This window comes from Devosia sp. Root105 (genome assembly GCF_001424865.1).
Lineage (GTDB): Bacteria > Pseudomonadota > Alphaproteobacteria > Rhizobiales > Devosiaceae > Devosia_A.
The window spans coordinates 147155-168286 of the sequence record NZ_LMCR01000012.1 but is presented as its reverse complement, the minus strand read 5'-3'; the positions used below and the strand labels follow the sequence as shown (position 1 = coordinate 168286).

The window sequence follows — 21132 nt, the reverse complement described above, 5'->3', positions numbered from 1 at the left end:
GGTCGTCCGGGTTCCCGTGCATTCTCTGCGCTCTCGGTCAGGGCCGCTCAACTTGACAATTGCGCCCTCGCATGCGCTTGTCCGGCCCCGAAATCCGCCTGCCTCAGAGACAAGAGATGAGTGAAATGCACCGCTACCGCACCCACACCTGCGCCGCCCTTCGCCAGGGTGACGTGGGCAATAATGTGCGGCTTTCGGGTTGGGTGCATCGCGTCCGCGATCACGGCGGACTGCTGTTCATCGACCTGCGCGATCACTATGGGCTGACCCAACTGGTGATTGATCCCGATTCCAAGGCGTTCAAGCTGGCCGAGACGGTGCGCTCCGAGTGGGTGATCCGCGTCGATGGCGAGGTAAAGCAGCGTACGCCCGAAACGGTCAACGGCAAGCAGCCGACCGGCCAGGTCGAGGTGTTCATCCGCGAGCTCGAAGTGCTGAGCGAGGCCACCGAGCTGCCGCTGCCGGTGTTCGCCGAGCCGGATTATCCGGAAGACATCCGCCTCAAATACCGCTTCCTCGACCTGCGTCGCGAGACGCTGCATGCCAACATCGTCAAGCGCACCAAGGTGATCTCGTCGATGCGCCGCCGCATGGGCGATATCGGCTTTGCCGAATACTCGACGCCGATCCTCACCGCGTCGTCGCCGGAAGGCGCGCGCGACTTCCTGGTGCCGAGCCGCATTCACCCGGGCAAGTTCTTCGCCCTGCCGCAGGCGCCGCAGCAGTATAAGCAGCTGCTGATGGTGGCCGGCTTCGACCGCTACTTCCAGATCGCGCCGTGCTTCCGCGACGAGGACCCGCGCGCCGACCGCCTGCCGGGCGAGTTCTACCAGCTCGACCTCGAGATGAGCTTCGTCACCCAGGAAGAAATCTGGGACACCATGCAGCCGGTCATTACCGGGCTGTTCGAGGAGTTCGCCGACGGCAAGCCCGTGACGACGGAATGGCCGCGCATCCCCTATGACACGGCAGTCCGCAAGTATGGTTCGGACAAGCCGGACCTGCGCAACCCGATCGAAATGCAGGACGTCACCGAACACTTCCGCGGCTCGGGCTTCGGCGTGTTCGCCAACCAGATCGCCAGCGACGCCAAGGTCGAGGTCTGGGCCATCCCGGCCAGGACCGGCGGCAGCCGCGCTTTCTGCGATCGTATGAACGCCTGGGCCCAGGGTCAGGGCCAGCCCGGCCTCGGCTACATCTTCTTCAAGGACGGGGCCGGGTCGGGCCCGGTGGCCAAGAACATCGGCGAAGAGCGCACTGCGGCGATCCGCACGCAGCTCGGGCTTGCCGATGGCGACGCCGTGTTCTTCGTGCTCGGCCGCCCGGACAAGATGTACAAGTTCGCCGGCGAAGCGCGGGTGAAGATCGGTCTCGATCTCAACCTCACCCAGCTCGACCAGTTCAAGCTGTGCTGGATCGTCGACTTCCCGTTCTACGAGTGGAGCGAGGAGGAAAAGCGCCTCGACTTCGCGCACAACCCGTTCTCGATGCCGCAGGGCGGCATCGAAGCGCTGAACACTCAGGATCCGCTGACCATCAAGGCGTTCCAGTACGACGCGGTGTGCAACGGCTTTGAGATCGCCTCGGGTTCGATCCGTAACCAGCTGCCCGAGACCATGGTCAAGGCGTTCGAGCTGACCGGCAAGTCGCGCACTGAGGTCGAGGAGCAGTTCGGCGGGCTCTACCGCGCCTTCCAGTACGGCGCTCCACCGCATGGCGGCGCCGCCTTCGGCATCGACCGCATCGTCATGCTGATCTGCGGCGCACAGAACCTGCGCGAGATCACGCTGTTCCCGATGAACCAGCAGGCCGAAGATCTGCTGATGGGCGCTCCGAGCCCGGCCGAGCCCAAGCAACTGCGCGAACTGCATGTGCGGGTGATCGCCGACACGAAGTGAGTTTCAGGGGCGCCTCCGGGCGCCCCTTTCATTTCGTCCCATTCCGGCACGGTCGGTTAATCACCGTTAACACTCTCTTAAAGTCCGCCCGCTAGGCATTTGTTGCCTATCTCCGTCGGGGGCGGATTCGCTTGAAGTCCAAGTATGCCAATGTGCTGATGCTGCTCGCGGCCATTGCCGCGTTCCTGCCGGTCATTGCCGTGGATTTCGTGCTCGATTCCTACGTGCGGGTGCGTGAGCGGGTGCTGCTGCAGCAATCGGTCGATGCGGTCGCAAGCCGGGTGCAGGCGACGGCCTATGACGCGATCTCGTCGTTGCGCCGCATCCTCGCCGAGAGTCCCTCGCTCTGCACCCCCAGCTTCATCGCCAACGTGCATCGGCAGATGGAGCTGAGCCTCTATCTGAAGCAGGTGCTGGTCGAGAATGCCGACGGGGTGCAGTACTGCGACGCGCTCGGCAAGGACGTGAAGTACTCGCCGCTGTCGCGCCCGCTGTCGGTGCCCAACCAGACCGAGACCATCGAGGTAGCGAAGTACGCCGACCTCCGAATACCCGCGCTGAAGGTGACGCAGGCGTTCGGCACGACGCGAAAGGTGTCGGCCTTCGTGCCGATTCTGGCGGCCGAGCCGGATAGCCTGCTGAACGGGTTGAGGCCGACCTCGATGATGCGGGTGTCGCTGACTGACGGCGCCGAGATCGTCACCGTCGGCGACCCCAAGGCCTATGATAACCGCGGCGATATCGAATTCGTCACTGCCGAGAGCTTTGCCGGCGAACTGCCGATCCGGGTGGCGGCAGCCGTGCCCTTCGCCATGGTGCGGGCCGACTACGGCGATCTCGACGCGAGCTTCACCGTAGTCGCAGCGCTGATGTGCGGCGCCTTCCTCATCCTCGCCCTGCAATATGTGCGCCGATCCGACCTGCCGGCCTTCGACCTCGAGCGGGCGATCGCTGCAGGGGAGTTGAAGCCCTACTACCAGCCGGTGATCAACTTGAGGACCGGTGCTCTCGCCGGCTGTGAGGTGCTGTGCCGGTGGGAGAAGAAGAGCGGCGAAGTGGTGCCGCCCGGCGCCTTCATCGACTATGCGGAGGTCACGGGGTTGGCGCTGCCGATGACCGTCAGTCTGATGCAGCAGGTGAAAGCCGACCTGAGCGCGCTTTGCGGGGATATGCCGGACCTGAAGATCTCGATCAACCTGTTCGAGGGGCATTTCCGCGACGGCACGGTCGTCGACGACGTGCACACCATCTTCGCCAACTCGGCGATCAGCTTCCGGCAACTGGTGTTCGAGATCACCGAACGGAAGCCGCTCGAGAAGATGGCACAGGCGCAGAGCGTCATCGCCGGGCTGCACGCGCTGGGCTGCAAGCTCGCCATGGACGACGCCGGCACCGGGCATTCGAACCTTGCCTACCTGCAGACACTCGGCGTCGACGTGGTGAAGATCGACCGGGTGTTCGTCGACATGATCAAGCCCGAGGGGGCGCCGGTGCCGGTGCTCGACGGGCTGATCGCCATGGCGCGCGACCTCGGCACCGAGATCGTCGCCGAGGGCGTCGAGACCGAAGCCCAGGCGCTGTACCTGCGCGCGCGCGGCGTGGTGCAGGCGCAAGGCTATCTCTTCGCCCCGGCGCTGAAGGCCGGCGCCTTCCGCGATCTGGCGCGAGCGCTGAATGCTCCGGTGATGCTGCCGGGATTGGCGCAGGTGAGCGCGGCCTAACGAGGTTGCGGTGAGGGGGAGGGAGACGCTTGGTGTGAGGGTCACCCTCCCCCTTGCGGGGAGGGGACAGGGGTGGGGGACCACAGCCACCGGGCGAGGAAACGCTTCCGCTAGTTTCCTCCGCACACCGCCTTTTCATCGCCCTCGATTAGTGGCACTCACTCCTGAGTTTCCGGGAGGGTGTTTATGTCTGCCGACGTGACCGAACAGAAGAAAGCGCTGCGTGAAGCGGCGCTGCATTTCCACCAGTTCCCCAAGCCCGGAAAGCTTGAGATTCAGGCGACCAAGCCGCTCGGCAACCAGCGCGACCTGTCGCTGGCCTATTCGCCCGGTGTCGCCGCGCCCTGCGAGGAAATCGCCGCCGATCCCGAGGCGGTGACCAAGTACACTTCGCGCGGCAACCTCGTCGCAGTGATCTCGAATGGCACCGCCGTGCTCGGGCTCGGCAATATCGGTGCGCTGGCCAGTAAGCCGGTGATGGAGGGCAAGGCGGTGCTCTTCAAGAAATTCGCCGGCATCGACGTGTTCGATATCGAGATCGACGAGACCGACCCGCAGAAATTCATCGAGGTGGTGCGCCCGCTGGAACCGACCTTTGGCGGCATCAACCTCGAGGACATCAAGGCGCCCGAGTGCTTCGCCATCGAGGAAGCGCTGCGTGAGCGCATGAAGATCCCGGTGTTCCACGACGATCAGCACGGCACGGCGATCATCGTCGGCGCCGCGGTGCTGAATGGGCTGGAGCTCAGCGGCAAGAAGATCGAGGAGGTGAAGATCTGCACCTCCGGGGCAGGGGCGGCGGCCATCGCCTGCCTCAACATCCTCGTCGCGTTGGGTGCAAAGCTCGAGAACATCTGGGTGGCCGACAAGGACGGGCTGCTCACCGACAAGCGAGACGACGTCAACGACAAGTGGCGCGGCCGCTTCTGCCGGCAGTCGAACGCCACGACGCTGGCCGAGGTGATCGACGGCGCCGACATCTTCCTCGGCCTGTCGGCGGCCGGCGCGCTGAAGCCAGAGATGCTGCAGAAAATGGGGCCGAACCCGCTGATCTTGGCGCTGGCCAACCCGAACCCCGAGATCATGCCCGAGGTGGCCAAGGAAATCCGCCCCGACGCCATGGTGTGCACCGGGCGCTCGGACTATCCCAATCAGGTCAACAACGTCCTCTGCTTCCCCTTCATCTTCCGCGGCGCGCTCGACGTCGGCGCCACCACCATCAACGAGGAAATGAAGCTCGCGGCGGCGCAGGCGATCGCCAAGCTGGCGCATGACCCCGGGCTGGAAGTGTCGCCCTCCGGCCAGCCTGCGGTCTACGGACCCGAGCACATCATCCCGAACCCGTTCGACCAGCGGCTGATCCTCCGCATTGCGCCGGCAGTGGCGCGGGCGGCAATGGAGTCGGGCGTCGCCAAGCGCCCGATCACCGATTTCCAAGCCTATCACGACAGCCTCAACCGCTTCGTCTTCCGCTCCGGCCTGGTGATGAAGCCGGTGATCGACAAGGTAATCGGCCAGCAGAAGCGCATCGCCTTTGCCGATGGTGAGGACGAGCGCGTGCTGCGCGCCGCGCAGGTGATGATCGAAGACCGCATGGCGCTGCCGATCCTGATCGGCCGCCCGCAGGTGATCGAAAGCCGGCTGCAGCGCTTCGGGCTGACCATCAAGCCGGGCCGCGATTTCGAGGTGGTGAACCCCGAGGATGACCCGCGCTATCGTGATTATGTCGAGCTGTTCCACTCGCTGGTCGGCCGCAACGGCGTGACCCCTGATATCGCCAAGACGATCGTTCGCACCAACACCACGGTGATTGCGGCGCTGTCAGTGAAGCGCGGCGACGCCGATGCCATGCTCTGCGGCTTCCAGGGTCGCTTCATCAAGCACGTGCGCGACATCCGCTCGATCATCGGGCTGCAGGATGGCGTGAAGGACGTCTCGGCGCTGTCGATGCTGATCATGCCGCGCGGCGTGTTCTTCCTCGCCGACACCTACGTCAACATGGACCCGACCCCGGATGAGCTGGTGGCCATTGCCCTCCAGGCGCGCGACCATCTCAAGCGCTTCAACATCGAGGCCAAGGCGGCGCTGCTCAGTTACTCGAACTTCGGTTCGCGCGACGGCGACACTGCCTACAAGATGCGTGAGGCCTACCAGAAGCTGAAAGCTGTGGCCCCCGAGATGATCATCGAGGGCGAAATGCAGGGTGACCTGGCGCTCAACGATGAGCTGCGCAGCCGCTACATCCCGGAATCAGTGCTGAAGGGCGAAGCGAACCTCTTGCTGTTCCCCAACCTCGACAGCGCCAACCTGTCGATGACGTTGCTCAAGGAAATGAACAACGCGCTGGCCGTCGGCCCGATCCTGATGGGGCCGCGCGCCCCGGCCCATATTCTTGCCCCCTCGACCACGAGCCGCGGAATCGTCAATATGACGGCAATTGCCGCCAGCGAAGCGGTAGCGTTGGGGGAGAGGACCTGATGATCCGGCACACTGTCGTATTCAATTTGAAGCACGCCCACGGTTCATTGATGGAGAAAGCGTTTCTGCGTGACGCGCTGGTGCTGAAAGAAATTCCGGGCGTAAAGAAATTCGAGCAGCTGCGACAGACCTCGAAAAAGAACGACTACGAGTTCGGCTTCTCCATGGAGTTCGCCGACCAGGCGGCCTACGACGGCTACAACGTACATCCCAAGCACGTGAAGTTCGTGCGGGAACGCTGGGAGCGCGAGGTCGAGAAGTTCCTGGAGATCGACTACGAGCCGATCTGAGATGGCGGGCGAGCCGCGGATCGACGACGCCAGGGCAGTATGGGATGAGGCCGCCGCGACCTTCGACAATGAGCCTGACCATGGCCTGTGGCATCCGGAAACGCGCATGGCATGGTCAGCGCTTCTGGCCGAACTTTTGCCGGCCGAACCGGGACGTGTGCTCGATCTGGGCTGTGGAACCGGATCGCTTAGCCTGTTGCTGGCGGCCCTCGGTCACGAGGTGATTGGCACCGACGTCTCGCCCAACATGCTGGCACGCGCTCAGGCAAAGGTGGCAGCACAGGGACCGAGCCCGGTGTTCCAGGTTGGTGATGCGGCGCACCCTGACTTCCCCCCGGGGTCTTTCTCTGCCGTGCTTTGCCGCCATGTCCTGTGGATGCTGCCGGAGCCGCGCGATGTACTGCGGCGCTGGACCGACTTGCTCGCGGTGGGCGGCAGGCTGCTGCTCATCGAGGGCTTTTGGCACACCGGTGCCGGACTTCGTGCATCGGAGATCGTTTCGGCCATGCCGATTGACCTGGGTGAGGTCGCCGTCCGCAGCCTTTCCGAGACCGCCGCCCTGTGGGGCGGGCCGGTCAATGACGAACGCTTTGTGGTGACGGCAGTCCGCCGTTAGCGTTGCGCCTCATGCTGAGGTCCTGTCGATTTCGTGCGCGACGGAGCGACTACTCCGGACTGATGCGCGAAAAGGAACCTCACAATGCGCTACGCTTGCCTCGTCTACTTCGACCCCGCCACGGCTTTCGACGGCTCGGCCACTAGCAACGCCGTACTGCAGGAGGCGGAGACGAACCGCCAGCACCTGCTCGCCGGCGGCATCTCAGCCGAGGCATTGACCCTCCCCAGCGATGCCGTGACGGTGCGGGTTCGTGGCGGCAAGACGTCGACCACCGACGGCCCCTTCATGGAAACCAAGGAAGTGCTTGGCGGTTTCGTACTGATCGAGGCCGAGGATATTGACGCGGCGGTCCGTATCGCGGCGACCAACCCGATGGCCAAGCTTGGCTCGATCGAAGTCCGACCGCTGGTGGATTTCAGCAAGCCAAGGCCGGTGGTGTAAGCGGCGCTACTGGAACGCCGTCTCGGCAAAGCTCCTGAGCTTACGCGAATGCAGCCGCTCCGGCGGCTGGTCGCGCAGGATTTCCATCGCCCTGAGCCCGATCTGGAAGTGGCGGTTGACCTGGGTGCGGTAGAAGTCCGAGGCCATGCCGGGGAGCTTGAGCTCGCCATGCAGCGGCTTGTCGGAGACGCAGAGCAGGGTGCCGTAAGGGACGCGGAACCTGAAACCGTTGGCGGCGATGGTGGCCGATTCCATGTCGAGCGCCACGGCGCGCGATTGTGACAGCTGCCGGGTGATCGAGGCCTGGTCGCGCAGCTCCCAATTGCGGTTGTCGAAGGTGGCGACGGTGCCGGTGCGCATGATCCGCTTGGTCTCGATGCCTTCGAGATGGGTGATCTCGGCCACCGCCTTCTCGAGCGCCACCTGCACTTCGGCGAGCGCCGGGATCGGCACCGTCACCGGCAGGTCAGCGTCGAGCACATGGTCTTCGCGCAGGTAGGCGTGGGCCAGCACGTAGTCGCCCAGCTCCTGCGAGTTGCGGAGACCCGCGCAGTGGCCGAGCATGATCCAGGCATGCGGCCGCAGCACCGCGATATGGTCGGTGATGGTCTTGGCGTTGGAGGGTCCGACGCCGATGTTCACGATGGTGATGCCGCGGTTGCGCGGCATGGTCAGGTGAAGCGCCGGCATCTGCGGGGTACGCGTGGCCCGCAGCCCCGACGTGCCGCCACCGAGGCGCTGGTTCAAGGTCGCGAAGCCGCCGGGTTCGACGAAGCTGTCATATTCCGGGTGACCCTCCTGCATGTAGCGTTCGGCCACGCGGGCGAACTCATCCATGTAGAAGCCGTAGTTCGTGAAGATCACGAAGTTCTGGAAATGCTCGGCTTCGGTGCCGGTGTAGTGGCTGAGCCGCTGCAGCGAATAGTCGACCCGCGGCGCGGTGAAATGTGCCAGCGGATAGGGGCCGCCGGGCGGCGGCACGAACGTGCCGTTGGCGATCTCGTCGTCGGTGTCCTGCAGGTCCGGCACGTCGAACAGGTCGCGCAGCGGGATCGGCAGGGCGTTGATCGCCTCGCCATCGATCCGCTCGGTCGAGGGAATGGCGAAATGCAGCGGAATGCGGGTCGAGGATTCGCCCACCTCGATGGCGCCGCCATGGTTCCTGAGGATCACCTCGAACTGCTCGATCAGGTAGTTCTTGAACAGGTCGGGCGCAGTGATCGTCGTACGATAGATGCCCGGCGTGTGCAGGTACCCATAGGGCAGGGTGCTGTCGGTCTTGCCGTAGCTGCGCGAGGTGACCTGCACTTCCGGATAGAACGCCCGCACCCGGCCCTTGGGGACGCGCCCGCGCGTCAGGCCGAGCAGTTGCTCGCGAATGAAGCCGGTATTGCGGTGGTAGATCTCGGCGACATAAGCCCAGGCGGCGTGCGGATCGGTGAACGCCTTCTGCGGCAGGCCCGGCGGAGTGATGGTGTCCATGTTCTTCTCGTTGGCAAGACGATGCTCGGCACCGCTTTGCAGCCCATCCTTAGGAGTTTCGGGGCGCTTCGGCAATCGGCGCACCTTACGAGCTGTTCATGTTCTTCACCTTCCGGTGAAGGCACTTTTCATGCCGCAAAGCACACCCATCTTAGAGTGGAGTTCATCGGACTACTGCAAACGACCCATGCACCGGTGAACGCAGGAGAAGTTGCCCGCCGCTGCCCCCAAGCCCTCAACAGTGCGGCCGGCGCTTCTCAGGGCCACGAACCAGAGATGGTTCGTGGCCCTCTTATTTTGTGGCGATGACGGCGCGATGTCAGAAGACACGCGGGCGATGTCAGCCGACACGCCGGCGATGTCAGTCGATGCGACGGGCCGTGATCTGCATCGGACGCTCGCTCGAAACCGACGGCGTATAGGTGCAGCGCAGCGTCTGCAGCACCGGCAGGTCGGGAACGATGATCCGAGCGAGGAAGGCCGGCAGCAGGTTGCCGCCGCGGCAGGTCATGCGATCAGCGCTCCAGGCGACGCCATTGCCGCACGAGGTGCGCCTGAGCTGAATGTTGATGTCACGGCCACGGGCGTTCCAGGTCAGGCGACCGTCGCACCGCACGCCGCCGCCACGCACCGTGTAAGTGCCGCGCTGCTCGAGGCAGAACGTCATGCGATAGGGACCGTAGAGGCGCTGCTGCACCTGATAGCAGCCGGTAAACAGGGCGCCGCCGGGCACGTCGGGCACGATCACCCGTGTTTCCATGTCCTGCGCGTAAGTCGGGGTGAAGCTGGCAAGTATGATGATGAGGCCGGCGACCATGCCGGCAAGATACCGAACGACGCTCATGAGGCTTTCTCCAATGCGCTGCCGGAGGTCGGCAGCGTCCGCGGTTGCGAGGCTAACACCTTGAAACGGAGGACAATATGACCGACGCGCTCACATTGCTTCAATGCTTACCGAAGGGTTCGCATATCTGCGCGTAGTCCTCGCCTGCCTATGCTGGCTAGTTCGGCAAGGCAATGTCCTCGGGCTCGGAACGGTCGAATACCCGGATCGGGTTCACCTCACCGTCATAGGAAGCATCGACGTCATAGCTGACCAATCGGTACTCGCCGTCGGCCAGCGACCACACGCCGATACTCGAGGCATCACCGATGCCGCGCCAGTAAGCCGTGGCGGCAATGGTTCCCGATTTGGCATCGACGTCGGCATTGGTGACGAGAAAGCTGGCGGTCATTCCGGTGAGCTCGAGCTTGATCAGCTTGCCGTCGCCATCGCCGGCGGCTTCGTCGTAGCTCGGCTTAGTGCTGGGCGATGCGAGGCTCAACGGCTGCAGCCCGTCGATCTCGTCCCAGCCATAGAACACCGAGCTGAAATTGTAGGCGCCGCCATTGCAATTGAACTGATAGAGACGAAATTTGTGCGCTGGCGCTCCGGGTTCGTCGTAGCTGCCCTCGTACTCAAGGTCGAACACCCGCGGTTCGGTACCTCCATAACCGCCGTCGATTGCCGCATTGCAGGGCTCGGTAAAGGCGAGGGTGAACAGCCGGCGGACCAGCGCAGTGTCGGGCGGGTTTTCGGTGCCCGTACTGAGTTCGGTGGTCGGCACGAAGTCGTCATAGCTCCCGGTTCCTGCGTCGGCCTGGGCGAAGGCCGTGGACGTCGCGGTCAGGGCGGCGAGTATGGTCATCAGACGGCGCATGTCGGCCTCCATTTGTGCGCCGGACTATGTCAGCGGTCGCGCGGCGAGGCGAGTGGGCGTCACAAAATCGCTTCCGGCCTCAGCGGCTTGTCGCTATGTTTCGCCCGGCACGCGAGGAGGGATTATGCGTCTGCCGGTTTCAACCTCTGCAATGCTGCTTGCGCTGCTCGCCACGGGCCCATCCTTGGCGGCCGAGATGATCGATTCGGTGTTTCAGGTCACCTTCCGCTATGCCGGCGAAGACGAGGTCCTGAACGATACGGTCGTGCCGCTGCTGCCGGGAAACGCCTGCTACAACTGGCATGTGCGGCTGGCTGAGGGCGCTGCGCCCAAAACCGCCACCGAAACCCTGAGCCTGCCGATGCCGCTCGAGGACTGGGGCACCCTCGCCACCGATCCCGATGACGGCATCGATATTTCTGCCGACGCCAAAGTGGCGACGCGCACCTTTATGCCCGAACTCGATGGGGAGGGCTGGTTCAGCCACAGCTGGTGCGTTGCGCCGGGCGATCCCGTTGGCGCCCACTCGATTGCTATCGCCGTGGATGGCGATAAACTGGTTACCTATGACTTCCAGGTGGTCCTGCCCGAGGACTATTACTGGCCTTCCATCGTCCAGCCCACGCCCCGCGAGCGTAGCGTCGACCACAGCTGGTGATCATCCGCCTACCAACCCCTGAGGACTACTTATGTCGCTTTCCATGTACGCGATCACCGTTCCGGTGTTCACGCGCTACCTGAACAACCTCGACGCCATCCTGGTGAAGGCCGAGGTCAACGCCGCCGAGCGCAAGATCAAGCCGGAGGTGCTGGTGTCGGCGCGGCTGGCGCCCGACATGCACCCGCTGTCATTCCAGGTGCAGTCGACCACCGACCGCATCAAGTTCACGCTGGCGCGGCTGACCGGCCGCACCCCGCCGAGCTGGGAAGACAATGAGACGACGCTGGTGGATCTGCGCGCTCGTGTGAAGAAGGCACTCGAGTTCGTTGCGAGCTTCTCTGAGGCCGATCTCGCCGGCAGTGAGGGCAAGACGCTGACGCTGAAGGTGCGCGGCGAGGACACTCAGGTTCCGGCGATCGAGCATGTGACGCTCAATGCGGTGCCGCAGATCTTCTTCCACATCACCTCCGCCTACGCGATCCTGCGCCATAACGGCGTGCCGATCGGCAAGCGCGATTTCACCGGCGGCTGAGGTACGGAATAGGCAGTCGGCAATAGCGGTTTCGTTCCGTGCAACTATTCTCGACTGCCGACTGCCGATCTCAGGAGTAGCGCTCTTCCCTCCACGGGTCGGCGTGGTTGTGATAGCCGCGCACCTCCCAGAAGCCGCGGTGGTCACGCTCGGCGAACTCGATGCGCTTGAGCCATTTCGGGCTCTTCCAGAAATAGAGGTGCGGCACCACCAGCCGCACCGGGCCGCCGTGGTCGCGGCTGAGTGGCTCGCTCTCCCAGGTGTGGGCGATCAGCGCGTCCTCGGAGGCGAAATCCTCGATCGCCATGTTGGTGGTGTAGCCGTCGTTCGAGGTGAACAGCACGAAGCGCGCTTCCGGCTTCACGCCGACCGCATCCATCAGCTGGTGCGTGGTGACGCCCTTCCAGTGGTTGTCGTAGCGCGACCAACTGGTGACGCAGTGGATATCGCTGAGCTTGTCGGCCTGCGGCTGCGCCATCAGGTCGTCGAATGACCAGGTTTGCGGGCGCTCGACCTGACCGGCGATATCGAGGCGCCAGACCTCCTTGGCGACGTTGGGGGTCTGCCCGAGGTCGAGGATGGGCCAGTTCTTCACCAGATGCTGCCCCGGCGGCAGGCGGGCGTCTTCGGGCCGCGACAGCTGCCCGGTGAGAAATTTGCCGAGTTCGGCCCAACGCGACTTAGTCTTGGTGAGTTTGCTGTCTTCGGGGAGATCGTCGTCGCTGGACATGCTGGCCTCTCTGTTCTCGCTAAAAGCTTGGCCGACCGGTGCGGCAAGTCAATGGACATTCCTGCGCTTAGCAGCCCCGCACCGCCCTCATGTCCAATTATGGCCGCCTTACCCATTGTGAGGCCCGGCAATGGTCCCCATGTTTTCCGGGATTGTTCAACATTGGAGAGTGAAGATGCTGAACCCCGAAGACCGCCGCGCCATCGAAGGCCTGTTCGATCGGCTTGCCGATGTCGAGCGCAAGAACCCTCAGCGCGACCCCGAGGCACAGGACCTGATCGATCGCGAGATCGTCCGGCAGCCGGGTGCGCCCTACTACATGGCGCAGACCATTCTGGTGCAGCAGCACGCCCTGGAGGTCGCTGAGCGGCGTATTCAGGAGCTTGAACGTGAGGTCGAGGAAAAAGGCCGCGGCGGCATGTTCGGTGGCCTGTTCGACGATGGTCGTGGCCGCCAGAACCGCTACGACGACAACCAGCAGGTGCAGCGCCGCAGCCCCTGGGATCGCCAGGACGATCCGGCCGACACCCGCTATCAGCGCGGCCAGGTGGGGCAGGGCGGTGGGTTCCTCGCCGGTGCAGCGCAGACCGCGCTTGGCGTCGCCGGCGGTGTGCTGCTCGGCAGCGCCATCGGTTCGCTGTTCGGCGCCGGCGGCGCGCATGCTGCCGAGAGTTCGGCCAACGACCAGCCCGCCACCGACGCCGGTAACGACAATGTCAACGACCAGGATCAGGGCGCAGCCCAGGACAGCGGCGATCAGTCCGGCGGGGATTGGGGCGATTTCGGTGGCGGCGACGGCGGCGGCTTCGACATGGGTGGGGATTTCTGACGCAGCCCCATGGGGTTGCCGCATTGGGGAATCGTTGGGCATGATCGCGGCCGATGACAGAACCGCATGTTGAGATCGACCTATCGAAGGTAGACAAGGCCGAGGGAGCGGATCGCCTCTCGGCCATCCTGATGGCAATTGCGACGGCGGAGGACCGGGACCGGATCTCCATCGGCGATCTCCTCGAAGCGCTGAAGCGTCGCGCGCTCGGCGCCCTGATGTTCATCTTCGCCATCATCACTGCTCTGCCGATGCCGCCCGGCGTCTCGGCGGTCGTTGGCGCACCGCTGGTGTTTCTCACCGCCCAACTGATGCTGGGGATGAACGTCTGGTTGCCGCGTATCATAACCGATCGGTCGCTGAGCCGCGTCGATTTCCACCGTGTGATGAAAGCGGCCTCGCCCTGGCTGGCCCGCGCCGAAGGCATCATGAAGCCGCGCTTCGAGTTTCTGGCGAAGCGCCCGGCGGTTTACTTCGCCGGGTTCGTGGCCTTCGTCATGGCGCTGCTGGTGCTGCTGCCGATCCCGGGCGCCAACATGGCCCCGTCGATCGCCATCTGCATCATAGCTCTTGGCCTGCTCGAGCGCGACGGCATCTGGATCGTGCTTGGCGCCCTGGTGGGGATCGTCTCGACGATAGTAGTGGGCGGCATCTACTGGGTGCTGATCAGCTGGACGGTCGGCGTGGTGCTCAGCTTCTTCGGGCTGGGCGCGCCGCCACCGGTGCCGGCGGTCTAGAGCGTTTCACCTTCGAGATGCAGCAGTGGGCGCCATCCGGCGAGGCACACTGTCTCAGCCTGTCACCGACGTCATTCCCGCGCAGGCGGGAACCTGGTGGGATGCTGCGGCACCCGCTGAGGCCGAGAGATCCCACTGGGTCCCCGCCTTCGCGGGGATGACGCCGTGGGCAGGTCCATCACCGAGCGCAACCCAAGGGTGAAATGCTCAAGGGCGCTCACCAATAGGCCAGCGCCGAGAACGGATCGTTGGTGAAGGTTCCGGCTTTGCGCTTCTCGTAGAAATTGTTCCCGCCCGCTTCCAGCACGTAGAACATGTTGTTGTACGAGAAGCGGTAGCCGGCGGTGTGGAAGTGCTTCACGTCGCGCGACAGCGTCGGATGGCGAGCGCCGCGCAGCACCCGGTCGGCAACGCTGTAGGCGAGCGCGGCAGAGCGCTTCTCGGTCATCTTCTTGTTCAGCACGCCGGGGGCGAACTGGTTTTTCTGCCCTACGACGCCGCAGACCGACTGCGGATAGCGCTTGTCGGCGACGCGGTTCATCACCACCGTGCCGACGGCCAGCATGCCGTCTTCGCTCGAGCGGTTGGATTCGAAGTACATGGCGCGCGCCAGGCAATCGCGCGAGGAAAGACCGCCAAGTGAGAAAGTGGCGCAGCCGGCGACGAGGCTCAACAGCATCGGCGCCGCGAACAGCAGCTTGAGTGATCCTGCCAACGATGACTCCAGAACGCAAACACAACTAAGGAGCCGGGCTGACGCTGCCCGTGCTCCCTAGAATGCACGTAGTGGAGTTAAGAGTGCGTTGAGGATATCAGCGCCGGCGGCTGCCCGATGCCATCACTAGGCTGACGAGGCAGGCGAGCCCGACCAGCGCCGCCATGGTCGGCGCCGGATCGCGGCGCACCGCCTTGCCGGCCCTCCACGCCTGCTTGCCGAGCACCCGTGCCGCGACGGCACCCTGATGCATCGCGCCATCCGCGAGGTCGTGAGCGAAGTGGCCGACATCGTGCCGGGCGCCGGCGCTGTAGCGACTGAGCGCATCGGACAGGTGGCTCGCATCCCGCGCCAGGCTGGAGAATTGGCGGCCGAAGCGTTCCTGGGCATCGTCGGTGAAGTGGGACAGGTCGAAACCGCGGGAATGGGCCATGGCTGAAGCTCCTCAATGTGTGAGGTGCTAACGCGACAGCGGCTTTCGGGGTTCCGGAAACTGGGCGAGGGCAGGGCTACCAGTCGGTAGCGTCGTCCTGCCCTCTACTTAAGCTCGATAAACTTGAGCGTAATCCGTTAACGAATAGTTAACGTGCGCCGGCCGGAACCACTGCACGCCGGTAGAGGTGCCACGTGGCGTGGCCGAGCACCGGCACCACGATACTGAGCCCGACCAGCAGCGGAATCGTGCCGATGACCAGGAGCGCCGCAACGATGAAGCCCCAGGCCGCGATCTGCAGCGGGTTCTTCAGCGTCACCCGCAGCGAGGTCTGCACGGCGATGGCAGTGCCGAGGTCGCGATCGAGCAGCAGCGGGATCGAAACCACCATGGTCGCGAGCACGAAGGCCGCGAACACGAAGCCGATCAGGTTGCCCCAGATCATCAGCTGCTGGCCCGCCGATGTGGTGAGCACCTCGTTGACGAAAGCCATCAGCGTCGGCGGTGACCCCGGGCCGAAGAACGTCTCGTAGATGAACTGCGCCGTCATCAGCCAAACGGTGAAGACGATCAGCATCATCACCCCGAGCGCGGCGATCGAGGCGAAGGCCGGGGTCCGGAACACTTCGAACGCGGCGCGCCAATGCGTATCGAGACCCTGCTCCTGTCGCCGGCTCATCTCGTAGATCGGCAGCGCCAGGAACGGGCCGACCAGCGCAAAGCCGGAAATCAACGGGAACAGCAATGGCCAGGAATTGTTGCCGGAGGTCCAGACCGCCAGCATCGCGCCGACCAGCGGATAGATCAGGCCCAGGAAGGCCAGGTGCGAGGGTCGTTGCCAGAAATCGCGCCAGCCTTCGGCCAGGGCGCCCGTGAGGTCGTCGAAGCCGATGCGGCGGATCTCGGGAACATCGAGCCGTTCCGCATTGGTGAGCACGTGAAAGCCGACCATCTCCATCCTCCTCGAAATGGGGAGCCAGGACGGTCGCCGCTTGGCGTGTGCTACGCCCGGCGGTAACCGCCACTGCGTCTCGAACAGCATCCTAGCCCGGTTTTTCGATCCTGTCGAAGTAAGCCTTTCGTGTGCTGCGGTGGACGAAACCTCGATTTCAAGGTCCCGAACCGGACAAAAAGCGACCGTCGCCGGTTTGATGCGCGGGCCCCGATGCCCAAATGCATTGCCACCACAGGGAAAAAGGGGACCACGATGACAGGCAAGGAAGGTGCGAGGCTGCACCGGCAGTTCGACAGGATCGGCCGCGCTGTACCCGCTTCAACCGGCTTTCTCGCGTGGATCCGCAAGCCATCCTCGCGGATCGTCCGCATCCCGCTCGGCATCCTGCTGATTCTGGGCGGCGTGTTCAGCTTCCTGCCGCTGCTTGGCGTCTGGATGCTGCCGCTTGGCCTGTTCCTCCTGGCGCTCGACCTGCCGTTCCTGCAGGGCCCGCTCAACCGACTGAGCTTCTGGGTGCAGCGCAAGTGGACCAACTGCCAGCGCAGCCGGAAGAACAAGCAGCGCTAGCTACTTGAGCGCTCCGCTGGCGATCGCTGCTTCCAGCAGGTCGACCGCATGCGCCAGCTTCTCGTCGACCACGTGCAGGTAGCGCGTCCAGTCATCTAGATGGCCCAACTCCTCGTCGCCATCGGAGATACCGCGCAGTGCGATGAGCGGTACCTTGAAGCGCTGGCAGGCCCGCAGCACAGCGTAGGTCTCCATATCCACCATGTCAGCACCGATCCCTTGGTACGCCGGGCCCGACACCACATTGGCGCCGGTCGACAGCGTCGCCTTGGCGATGCCAGGGACGAAAGGCCCGAGCGGAATGACCGCCGGTTGGTCGCTGAGCGGCGTCACGCCCCGCTCGAACCCGAGCGGCGAGGCGTCCATGTCGCGATAATCGACCGAAGTCGCCTGGTAGACCCCGGTCTGCTCCAGCTTCGCCGACCCTCCTGAACCCAGTGACACTACCAGCGCCGGAAGTTTGCCTTGGGCGTCGAGCTTGGCGAGCGCGTGCGTGACCACAATCGCCGCTTCCACTGGACCCACACCCGTTATCAGCGGCGTGATCCGCGAGCGCAGGTGCGGGCCGTACTCGTTGTCGAGCGCCATGACATACAGGATGTCGGCCGCGCCGGGCGTGCGGGAAGCAAAGGGCATGAGGACTCGTCCGGATTTTCAGGCTGGAGCCGGAGGCGTAAGCTGGAAAAGCGGCTCATGCAACGGAGGAGAACATGCTTCTGTCCGATCATCGTGCCTACTCGACCATCCCGGCCTCCAACCTCGCCCGGGCCAAGGCCTGGTATCGCGACAAGCTCGGCCTCGAGCCGGCCGAGGAGCTGCCGATCGGCATCGTCTACCGCCTCGCTGACGGCACCGGCTTCCAGCTCTACGAGACCCAGTTCGCCGGCACCGCGCAGAATACCGCCATGGCGTTCAGTTCCAAGGATGTCGCAGCCGACATGCAGATGCTGAGGGCGCGCGGCGTGAAGTTCGAGGAATATGACTTTCCCGGGCTGAAGACTGAGAACGGCATGGCCAAAATGGGCCCGTACCACGGCGCCTGGTTCAAGGATTCCGAGGGCAACATCCTCGCCATCGGCGACGAGCCGAACTGACCGGAGCGTTTTCAGGAAAAACCTGTCCCCGCAAAGGCGGGGATTGCAGACTTTTCCTCTTCGGACTTGATCCGGGGATCGAAAGCGCGACCAACCGGAGAACTGGAGCTTCAGCCGTTCGATGAACGGGTGAAGTTCGGCGTGGGCTCCGCATTGACAGGACGCGCGGCGGACAACAGTCTGCCGCGCCATGACGATTGCACCTTCGACGCCGGCTGACGTGAAGCCGCGCCTCACTGCCGAAATTGACTCCCGGCGCGACGACCTGATCGCCTTGACGCAGGACCTGATCCGCATCCCCACGATCAATCCGCCGGGCAACAACTACCGCGAGATCTGCGACTACCTCGCAAGTCGCTTGAGCAAACGCGGCTATGCCGTTGAATTGGTTCGTGCCGATGGTAAGCCCGGCGACAGCGACAAGTACCCGCGCTGGAATGTGGTGGCGCGTCGTGAGGGCGCCGGGCCGGGCGACACGGTGCACTTCAACTCGCACCATGACGTGGTGGAGGTCGGCCGCGGCTGGACCTTCGAGCCCTTCGGTGGCGAACTGAAAGATGGCCGAATCTATGGTCGCGGCACCTGCGACATGAAGGGCGGTCTCGCCGCCTCGATCATCGCCGCCGAGGCGTTTGCCGACGTTGTGCCCGACTATCGCGGCGCCATCGAGATTTCCGGCACCGCCGACGAAGAGACCGGCGGCTTCGGCGGCGTCGCCTATCTTGCCGAGCAGGGCTATTTCTCCCCGGAGCGCGTGCAGCACGTCATCATTCCCGAGCCGCTGAACAAGGATCGGATCTGCCTGGGCCACCGTGGTGTCTGGTGGGCCGAGATCGAAACCTTCGGCCGGATCGCCCATGGCTCCATGCCGTTCCTCGGCGACAGCGCCATCCGCCATATGGCCGAGGTGCTGCGGCAGTTCGAGGATGTGCTCTACCCGGCGCTGAGCCTCAAGCGCACCGCCATGCCGGTGGTGCCGCCCGGGGCGCGGCAATCGACCATGAACATCAACTCGATCCACGGCGGACAGGCTGAGCCCGAGGGCGGTTTCACCGGCTTTCCGGCGCCGGTGGTGGCGCATTCGGCCCGCATCGTCATCGATCGTCGCTACCTGATCGAGGAGAGCCCGGCGGCGGTGCGGCAGGAGGTGATCGACCTGCTCGAAAAGCTCAAGGCCGAGCGGCAGGGTTTCAGCTACGAGATCCGCGACCTCTGGACCATTTCGCCGACCATGACCGAGAAGGACGCCCCGGTGGTGCGCTCGGTCGCCAAGGCGATAGGCGAGGTGATGGGGGTCGCGCCGGAATACGTCGTTTCGCCAGGCACTTACGACCAGAAACATATCGACCGGATCGGCCGGCTGAAAAACTGCATCGCCTATGGCCCTGGCATTCTCGATCTGGCGCACCAACCGGACGAGTGGGTCGGCGTCGACGACATGCTGGATTCGGCCAAGGTCATGGCGCTGGCGCTGCTCGATTTGTTGGGACCCAAGTCGTGATCGTGCTGTGCCCACGGAGCCATTCCCGCGAAAGCGGGAACCTCTGTTTGCCGCGCTCTCGGCGCGCCCCAGAACGGAGATTCCCGCTTTCGCGGGAATGACCCGGTGAAAGGATGTACGGTGGTGGCTATGCTATGCGTGACGCGCAAATCGCGCCGTGCAGCCGGTTCACCTGAAGCCGGAAGCATCCTAGGATCGCCTCAAGACCGCGGGGGTAAGCGGTCGGAAACAGAAGGGATAATCATGCGCAGATCACTGGTCGTGCTGGCTCTCGCCGGCGCATTGGCAATGACCACCGCGATGACGCCGGCATTCGCCCAGGCGCGGACCGACGTGAAGGTCGGCCTCGTGCTCGAGCCGCCCAGCCTTGACCCGACTGCCGAGGCCGCGGCCGCCGTCGACGAAGTGCTCTATGCCAACGTCTTCGAGGGCCTGACCCGCATCATCGCCGATGGCAGTGTCGTGCCGGCGCTGGCGAAATCCTGGGACATTTCCGAGGATGGCCTGACTTACACCTTCCATCTGGTCGAGGGCGCCAAGTTCCACGACGGCACCGATTTCAACGCCGATGACGTGAAGTTCTCACTCGACCGCATCAATGCCGAGGGCTCGCTGAACGCCCAGAAGGCGCTCTACGCCTCGATCGCCTCGGTGGAAGTGGTCGATCCGGCGACCGTCAAGGTCACGCTGAAGCAGCCCGACGGCAACCTGATCTACAACCTCGCCTGGGGCGATGCGGTGATCGTGGCGCCGGAAAGCGCCGACGCCAACAAGACCAACCCGATCGGCACCGGCCCGTTCAGCTTCAAAGACCGTGTCGAGGGCGACAGCATCACGCTCGAGAAGAACCAGGCCTATTGGGGCACCCCGGTGAAGCTCGAAGGCGCAACCTTCAAGTTCATCGCCGACCCGACCGCTGCCTTTGCGGCGCTGCAGGCCGGCGACGTCGACACCTTCCCGAACTTCCCGGCTCCCGAAACCGTCGCACAGTTCCAGAGCGATCCGCGCTTCCGCGTGGTGATCGGCTCGACCGAAGGCGAGACCATCCTGACCATGAACAACGGCAAGGCGCCGCTGGACAACGTCAAGGTGCGCGAAGCCATCGCCCATGCCATCGACCGCCAGGCGATCATCGATGGCGCCATGTTCGGCTACGGCACCCCGATCGGCACCTTCCTGTCGCCGGCCAACCCCGACTATATCGACCTGACCGCCCAGTCGAACTACGACCCGGAAAAGTCGAAGGCGCTGCTGGCCGAGGCCGGCGTCACCGATCTGACGCTGTCGCTGAAGCTGCCGCCGGTGGAGGGCTATGCCCGTCGCGGTGGTGAGATCATCGCCAGCCAGCTGGCGGCGGTCGGCATCAAGACCGAAGTGACCAACCTCGAATGGGCGCAGTGGCTCAGCGAAGTGTTCACTGACAAGAACTACGACCTGACCATCATCTCGCACACCGAGCCCAACGATATCGGGATTTTTGCGCGCGACGGCTACTACTTCCAGTACAACAATACCGACTTCAACAAGCTCATCGCCGACCTCGCCGTGACATCAGATCCCGCCAAGCGTTCGGAGCTGACCAAGGCCGCCGAAAAGAACCTCGCCGACAACTACGCCGTCGGCTTCCTGTTCGAACTGGCCAAGGTTGGGGTCGAGAACGCCAAGCTCAAGGGCATGTGGGAGAACGCCCCAACGCAGGCGACCGATCTCACCGGCGTGTCGTGGGAAGAGTGAGTGTTTGGGAGGCGG

At 64.2% G+C, this 21132-nt stretch carries 22 protein-coding genes; 14 read left to right on the top strand and 8 right to left on the bottom strand.

Translation table 11 applies throughout. The features are described from left to right. The first annotated feature begins 125 nt into the window (after positions 1–125). The 6 genes from aspS to ASC68_RS09415 all read left to right on the top strand — a co-directional run bounded on the left by aspS (position 126) and on the right by ASC68_RS09415 (position 7447). Positions 126–1898: an aspartate--tRNA ligase gene (gene aspS, locus ASC68_RS09440; RefSeq protein ID WP_055878147.1), complete on the top strand. Its 1773-nt coding sequence runs from the start codon at positions 126–128 to the stop codon at positions 1896–1898. 131 nt (positions 1899–2029) lie between these two features. Then, positions 2030–3619: an EAL domain-containing protein gene (locus tag ASC68_RS09435; RefSeq protein WP_055878146.1), complete on the top strand. Its 1590-nt coding sequence runs from the start codon at positions 2030–2032 to the stop codon at positions 3617–3619. Between the two features lie 186 nt (positions 3620–3805). Beyond that, the gene (locus ASC68_RS09430; protein ID WP_055878144.1) at positions 3806–6097 is read left to right on the top strand and encodes an NADP-dependent malic enzyme; all 2292 of its coding nucleotides are present in this window, start codon (positions 3806–3808) and stop codon (positions 6095–6097) included. Beyond that, entirely contained in the window at positions 6097–6387 is a 291-nt protein-coding gene (locus ASC68_RS09425; protein WP_055878143.1) for a Dabb family protein, read from the top strand. The genes ASC68_RS09430 and ASC68_RS09425 overlap by 1 nt, the downstream gene beginning before the upstream one ends. A 1-nt stretch (position 6388) precedes the next feature. Next, a complete protein-coding gene (locus tag ASC68_RS09420; RefSeq protein ID WP_055878141.1) occupies positions 6389–7003 on the top strand; it encodes a class I SAM-dependent methyltransferase in 615 nt (204 codons plus the stop codon). Positions 7004–7087: 84 nt separating this feature from the next. Then, positions 7088–7447, top strand: coding sequence for a YciI family protein (locus ASC68_RS09415; protein WP_055878139.1), 360 nt, complete (start codon positions 7088–7090; stop codon positions 7445–7447). A gap of 6 nt (positions 7448–7453) precedes the next feature. Here ASC68_RS09415 and ASC68_RS09410 read toward each other — a convergent pair whose 3' ends face one another. The 3 genes from ASC68_RS09410 to ASC68_RS09400 form a co-directional block, all read right to left on the bottom strand. After that, complete coding sequence (locus ASC68_RS09410; protein WP_055878137.1) at positions 7454–8929, bottom strand: AMP nucleosidase; 1476 nt, start codon at positions 8927–8929, stop codon at positions 7454–7456. A gap of 361 nt (positions 8930–9290) precedes the next feature. Continuing rightward, positions 9291–9773, bottom strand: coding sequence for a hypothetical protein (locus tag ASC68_RS09405; RefSeq protein ID WP_055878136.1), 483 nt, complete (start codon positions 9771–9773; stop codon positions 9291–9293). 157 nt (positions 9774–9930) lie between these two features. Continuing rightward, the gene (locus ASC68_RS09400; RefSeq protein WP_156387298.1) at positions 9931–10629 is read right to left on the bottom strand and encodes a hypothetical protein; all 699 of its coding nucleotides are present in this window, start codon (positions 10627–10629) and stop codon (positions 9931–9933) included. Positions 10630–10753: 124 nt separating this feature from the next. On the opposite strand from ASC68_RS09400, the gene ASC68_RS09395 reads away from it, so the two are divergent. Next, complete coding sequence (locus tag ASC68_RS09395) at positions 10754–11287, top strand: hypothetical protein (RefSeq protein WP_156387297.1); 534 nt, start codon at positions 10754–10756, stop codon at positions 11285–11287. 31 nt (positions 11288–11318) lie between these two features. Then, positions 11319–11822 carry a DUF1993 domain-containing protein gene (locus ASC68_RS09390; RefSeq protein ID WP_055878130.1) on the top strand — a complete coding sequence of 168 codons (504 nt, stop codon included), beginning with the start codon at positions 11319–11321 and terminating at the stop codon, positions 11820–11822. Between the two features lie 70 nt (positions 11823–11892). Here ASC68_RS09390 and ASC68_RS09385 read toward each other — a convergent pair whose 3' ends face one another. Next, complete coding sequence (locus ASC68_RS09385) at positions 11893–12552, bottom strand: sulfite oxidase-like oxidoreductase (RefSeq protein ID WP_055878128.1); 660 nt, start codon at positions 12550–12552, stop codon at positions 11893–11895. 175 nt (positions 12553–12727) lie between these two features. Between ASC68_RS09385 and ASC68_RS09380 the strand changes: the two genes are divergently transcribed. Both ASC68_RS09380 and ASC68_RS09375 read left to right on the top strand, forming a co-directional pair. Continuing rightward, the gene (locus ASC68_RS09380) at positions 12728–13381 is read left to right on the top strand and encodes a DUF2076 domain-containing protein (RefSeq protein ID WP_055878127.1); all 654 of its coding nucleotides are present in this window, start codon (positions 12728–12730) and stop codon (positions 13379–13381) included. A gap of 53 nt (positions 13382–13434) precedes the next feature. After that, complete coding sequence (locus ASC68_RS09375; protein ID WP_055878125.1) at positions 13435–14118, top strand: exopolysaccharide biosynthesis protein; 684 nt, start codon at positions 13435–13437, stop codon at positions 14116–14118. Between the two features lie 217 nt (positions 14119–14335). Here ASC68_RS09375 and ASC68_RS09370 read toward each other — a convergent pair whose 3' ends face one another. The 3 genes from ASC68_RS09370 to ASC68_RS09360 form a co-directional block, all read right to left on the bottom strand. Beyond that, positions 14336–14833 (bottom strand): cell wall hydrolase, encoded by a 498-nt coding sequence (locus tag ASC68_RS09370; protein ID WP_248310516.1) that lies wholly within the window; start codon positions 14831–14833, stop codon positions 14336–14338. A gap of 97 nt (positions 14834–14930) precedes the next feature. Then, positions 14931–15266 carry a hypothetical protein gene (locus tag ASC68_RS09365; protein ID WP_055878123.1) on the bottom strand — a complete coding sequence of 112 codons (336 nt, stop codon included), beginning with the start codon at positions 15264–15266 and terminating at the stop codon, positions 14931–14933. A gap of 148 nt (positions 15267–15414) precedes the next feature. Continuing rightward, positions 15415–16218 (bottom strand): DUF2189 domain-containing protein, encoded by an 804-nt coding sequence (locus ASC68_RS09360; protein WP_055878122.1) that lies wholly within the window; start codon positions 16216–16218, stop codon positions 15415–15417. A gap of 255 nt (positions 16219–16473) precedes the next feature. Between ASC68_RS09360 and ASC68_RS09355 the strand changes: the two genes are divergently transcribed. Beyond that, positions 16474–16788, top strand: a complete 315-nt coding sequence (locus ASC68_RS09355; protein WP_055878120.1) for a hypothetical protein — start codon at positions 16474–16476, stop codon at positions 16786–16788. On the opposite strand, the gene ASC68_RS09350 is transcribed toward ASC68_RS09355, so the two are convergent. Then, on the bottom strand, positions 16789–17424 hold the full coding sequence (locus ASC68_RS09350; protein WP_055878118.1) for a 5'-methylthioadenosine/S-adenosylhomocysteine nucleosidase: 636 nt from the start codon (positions 17422–17424) through the stop codon (positions 16789–16791). Positions 17425–17498: 74 nt separating this feature from the next. On the opposite strand from ASC68_RS09350, the gene ASC68_RS09345 reads away from it, so the two are divergent. From ASC68_RS09345 to ASC68_RS09335, 3 genes are all read left to right on the top strand, one after another. After that, entirely contained in the window at positions 17499–17882 is a 384-nt protein-coding gene (locus ASC68_RS09345; RefSeq protein ID WP_055878116.1) for a VOC family protein, read from the top strand. A gap of 190 nt (positions 17883–18072) precedes the next feature. Further along, a complete protein-coding gene (locus ASC68_RS09340; RefSeq protein ID WP_055878114.1) occupies positions 18073–19383 on the top strand; it encodes an acetylornithine deacetylase/succinyl-diaminopimelate desuccinylase family protein in 1311 nt (436 codons plus the stop codon). A 243-nt stretch (positions 19384–19626) separates the two neighbouring features. Then, complete coding sequence (locus ASC68_RS09335) at positions 19627–21117, top strand: ABC transporter substrate-binding protein (protein WP_055878112.1); 1491 nt, start codon at positions 19627–19629, stop codon at positions 21115–21117. Positions 21118–21132: the final 15 nt, after the last annotated feature.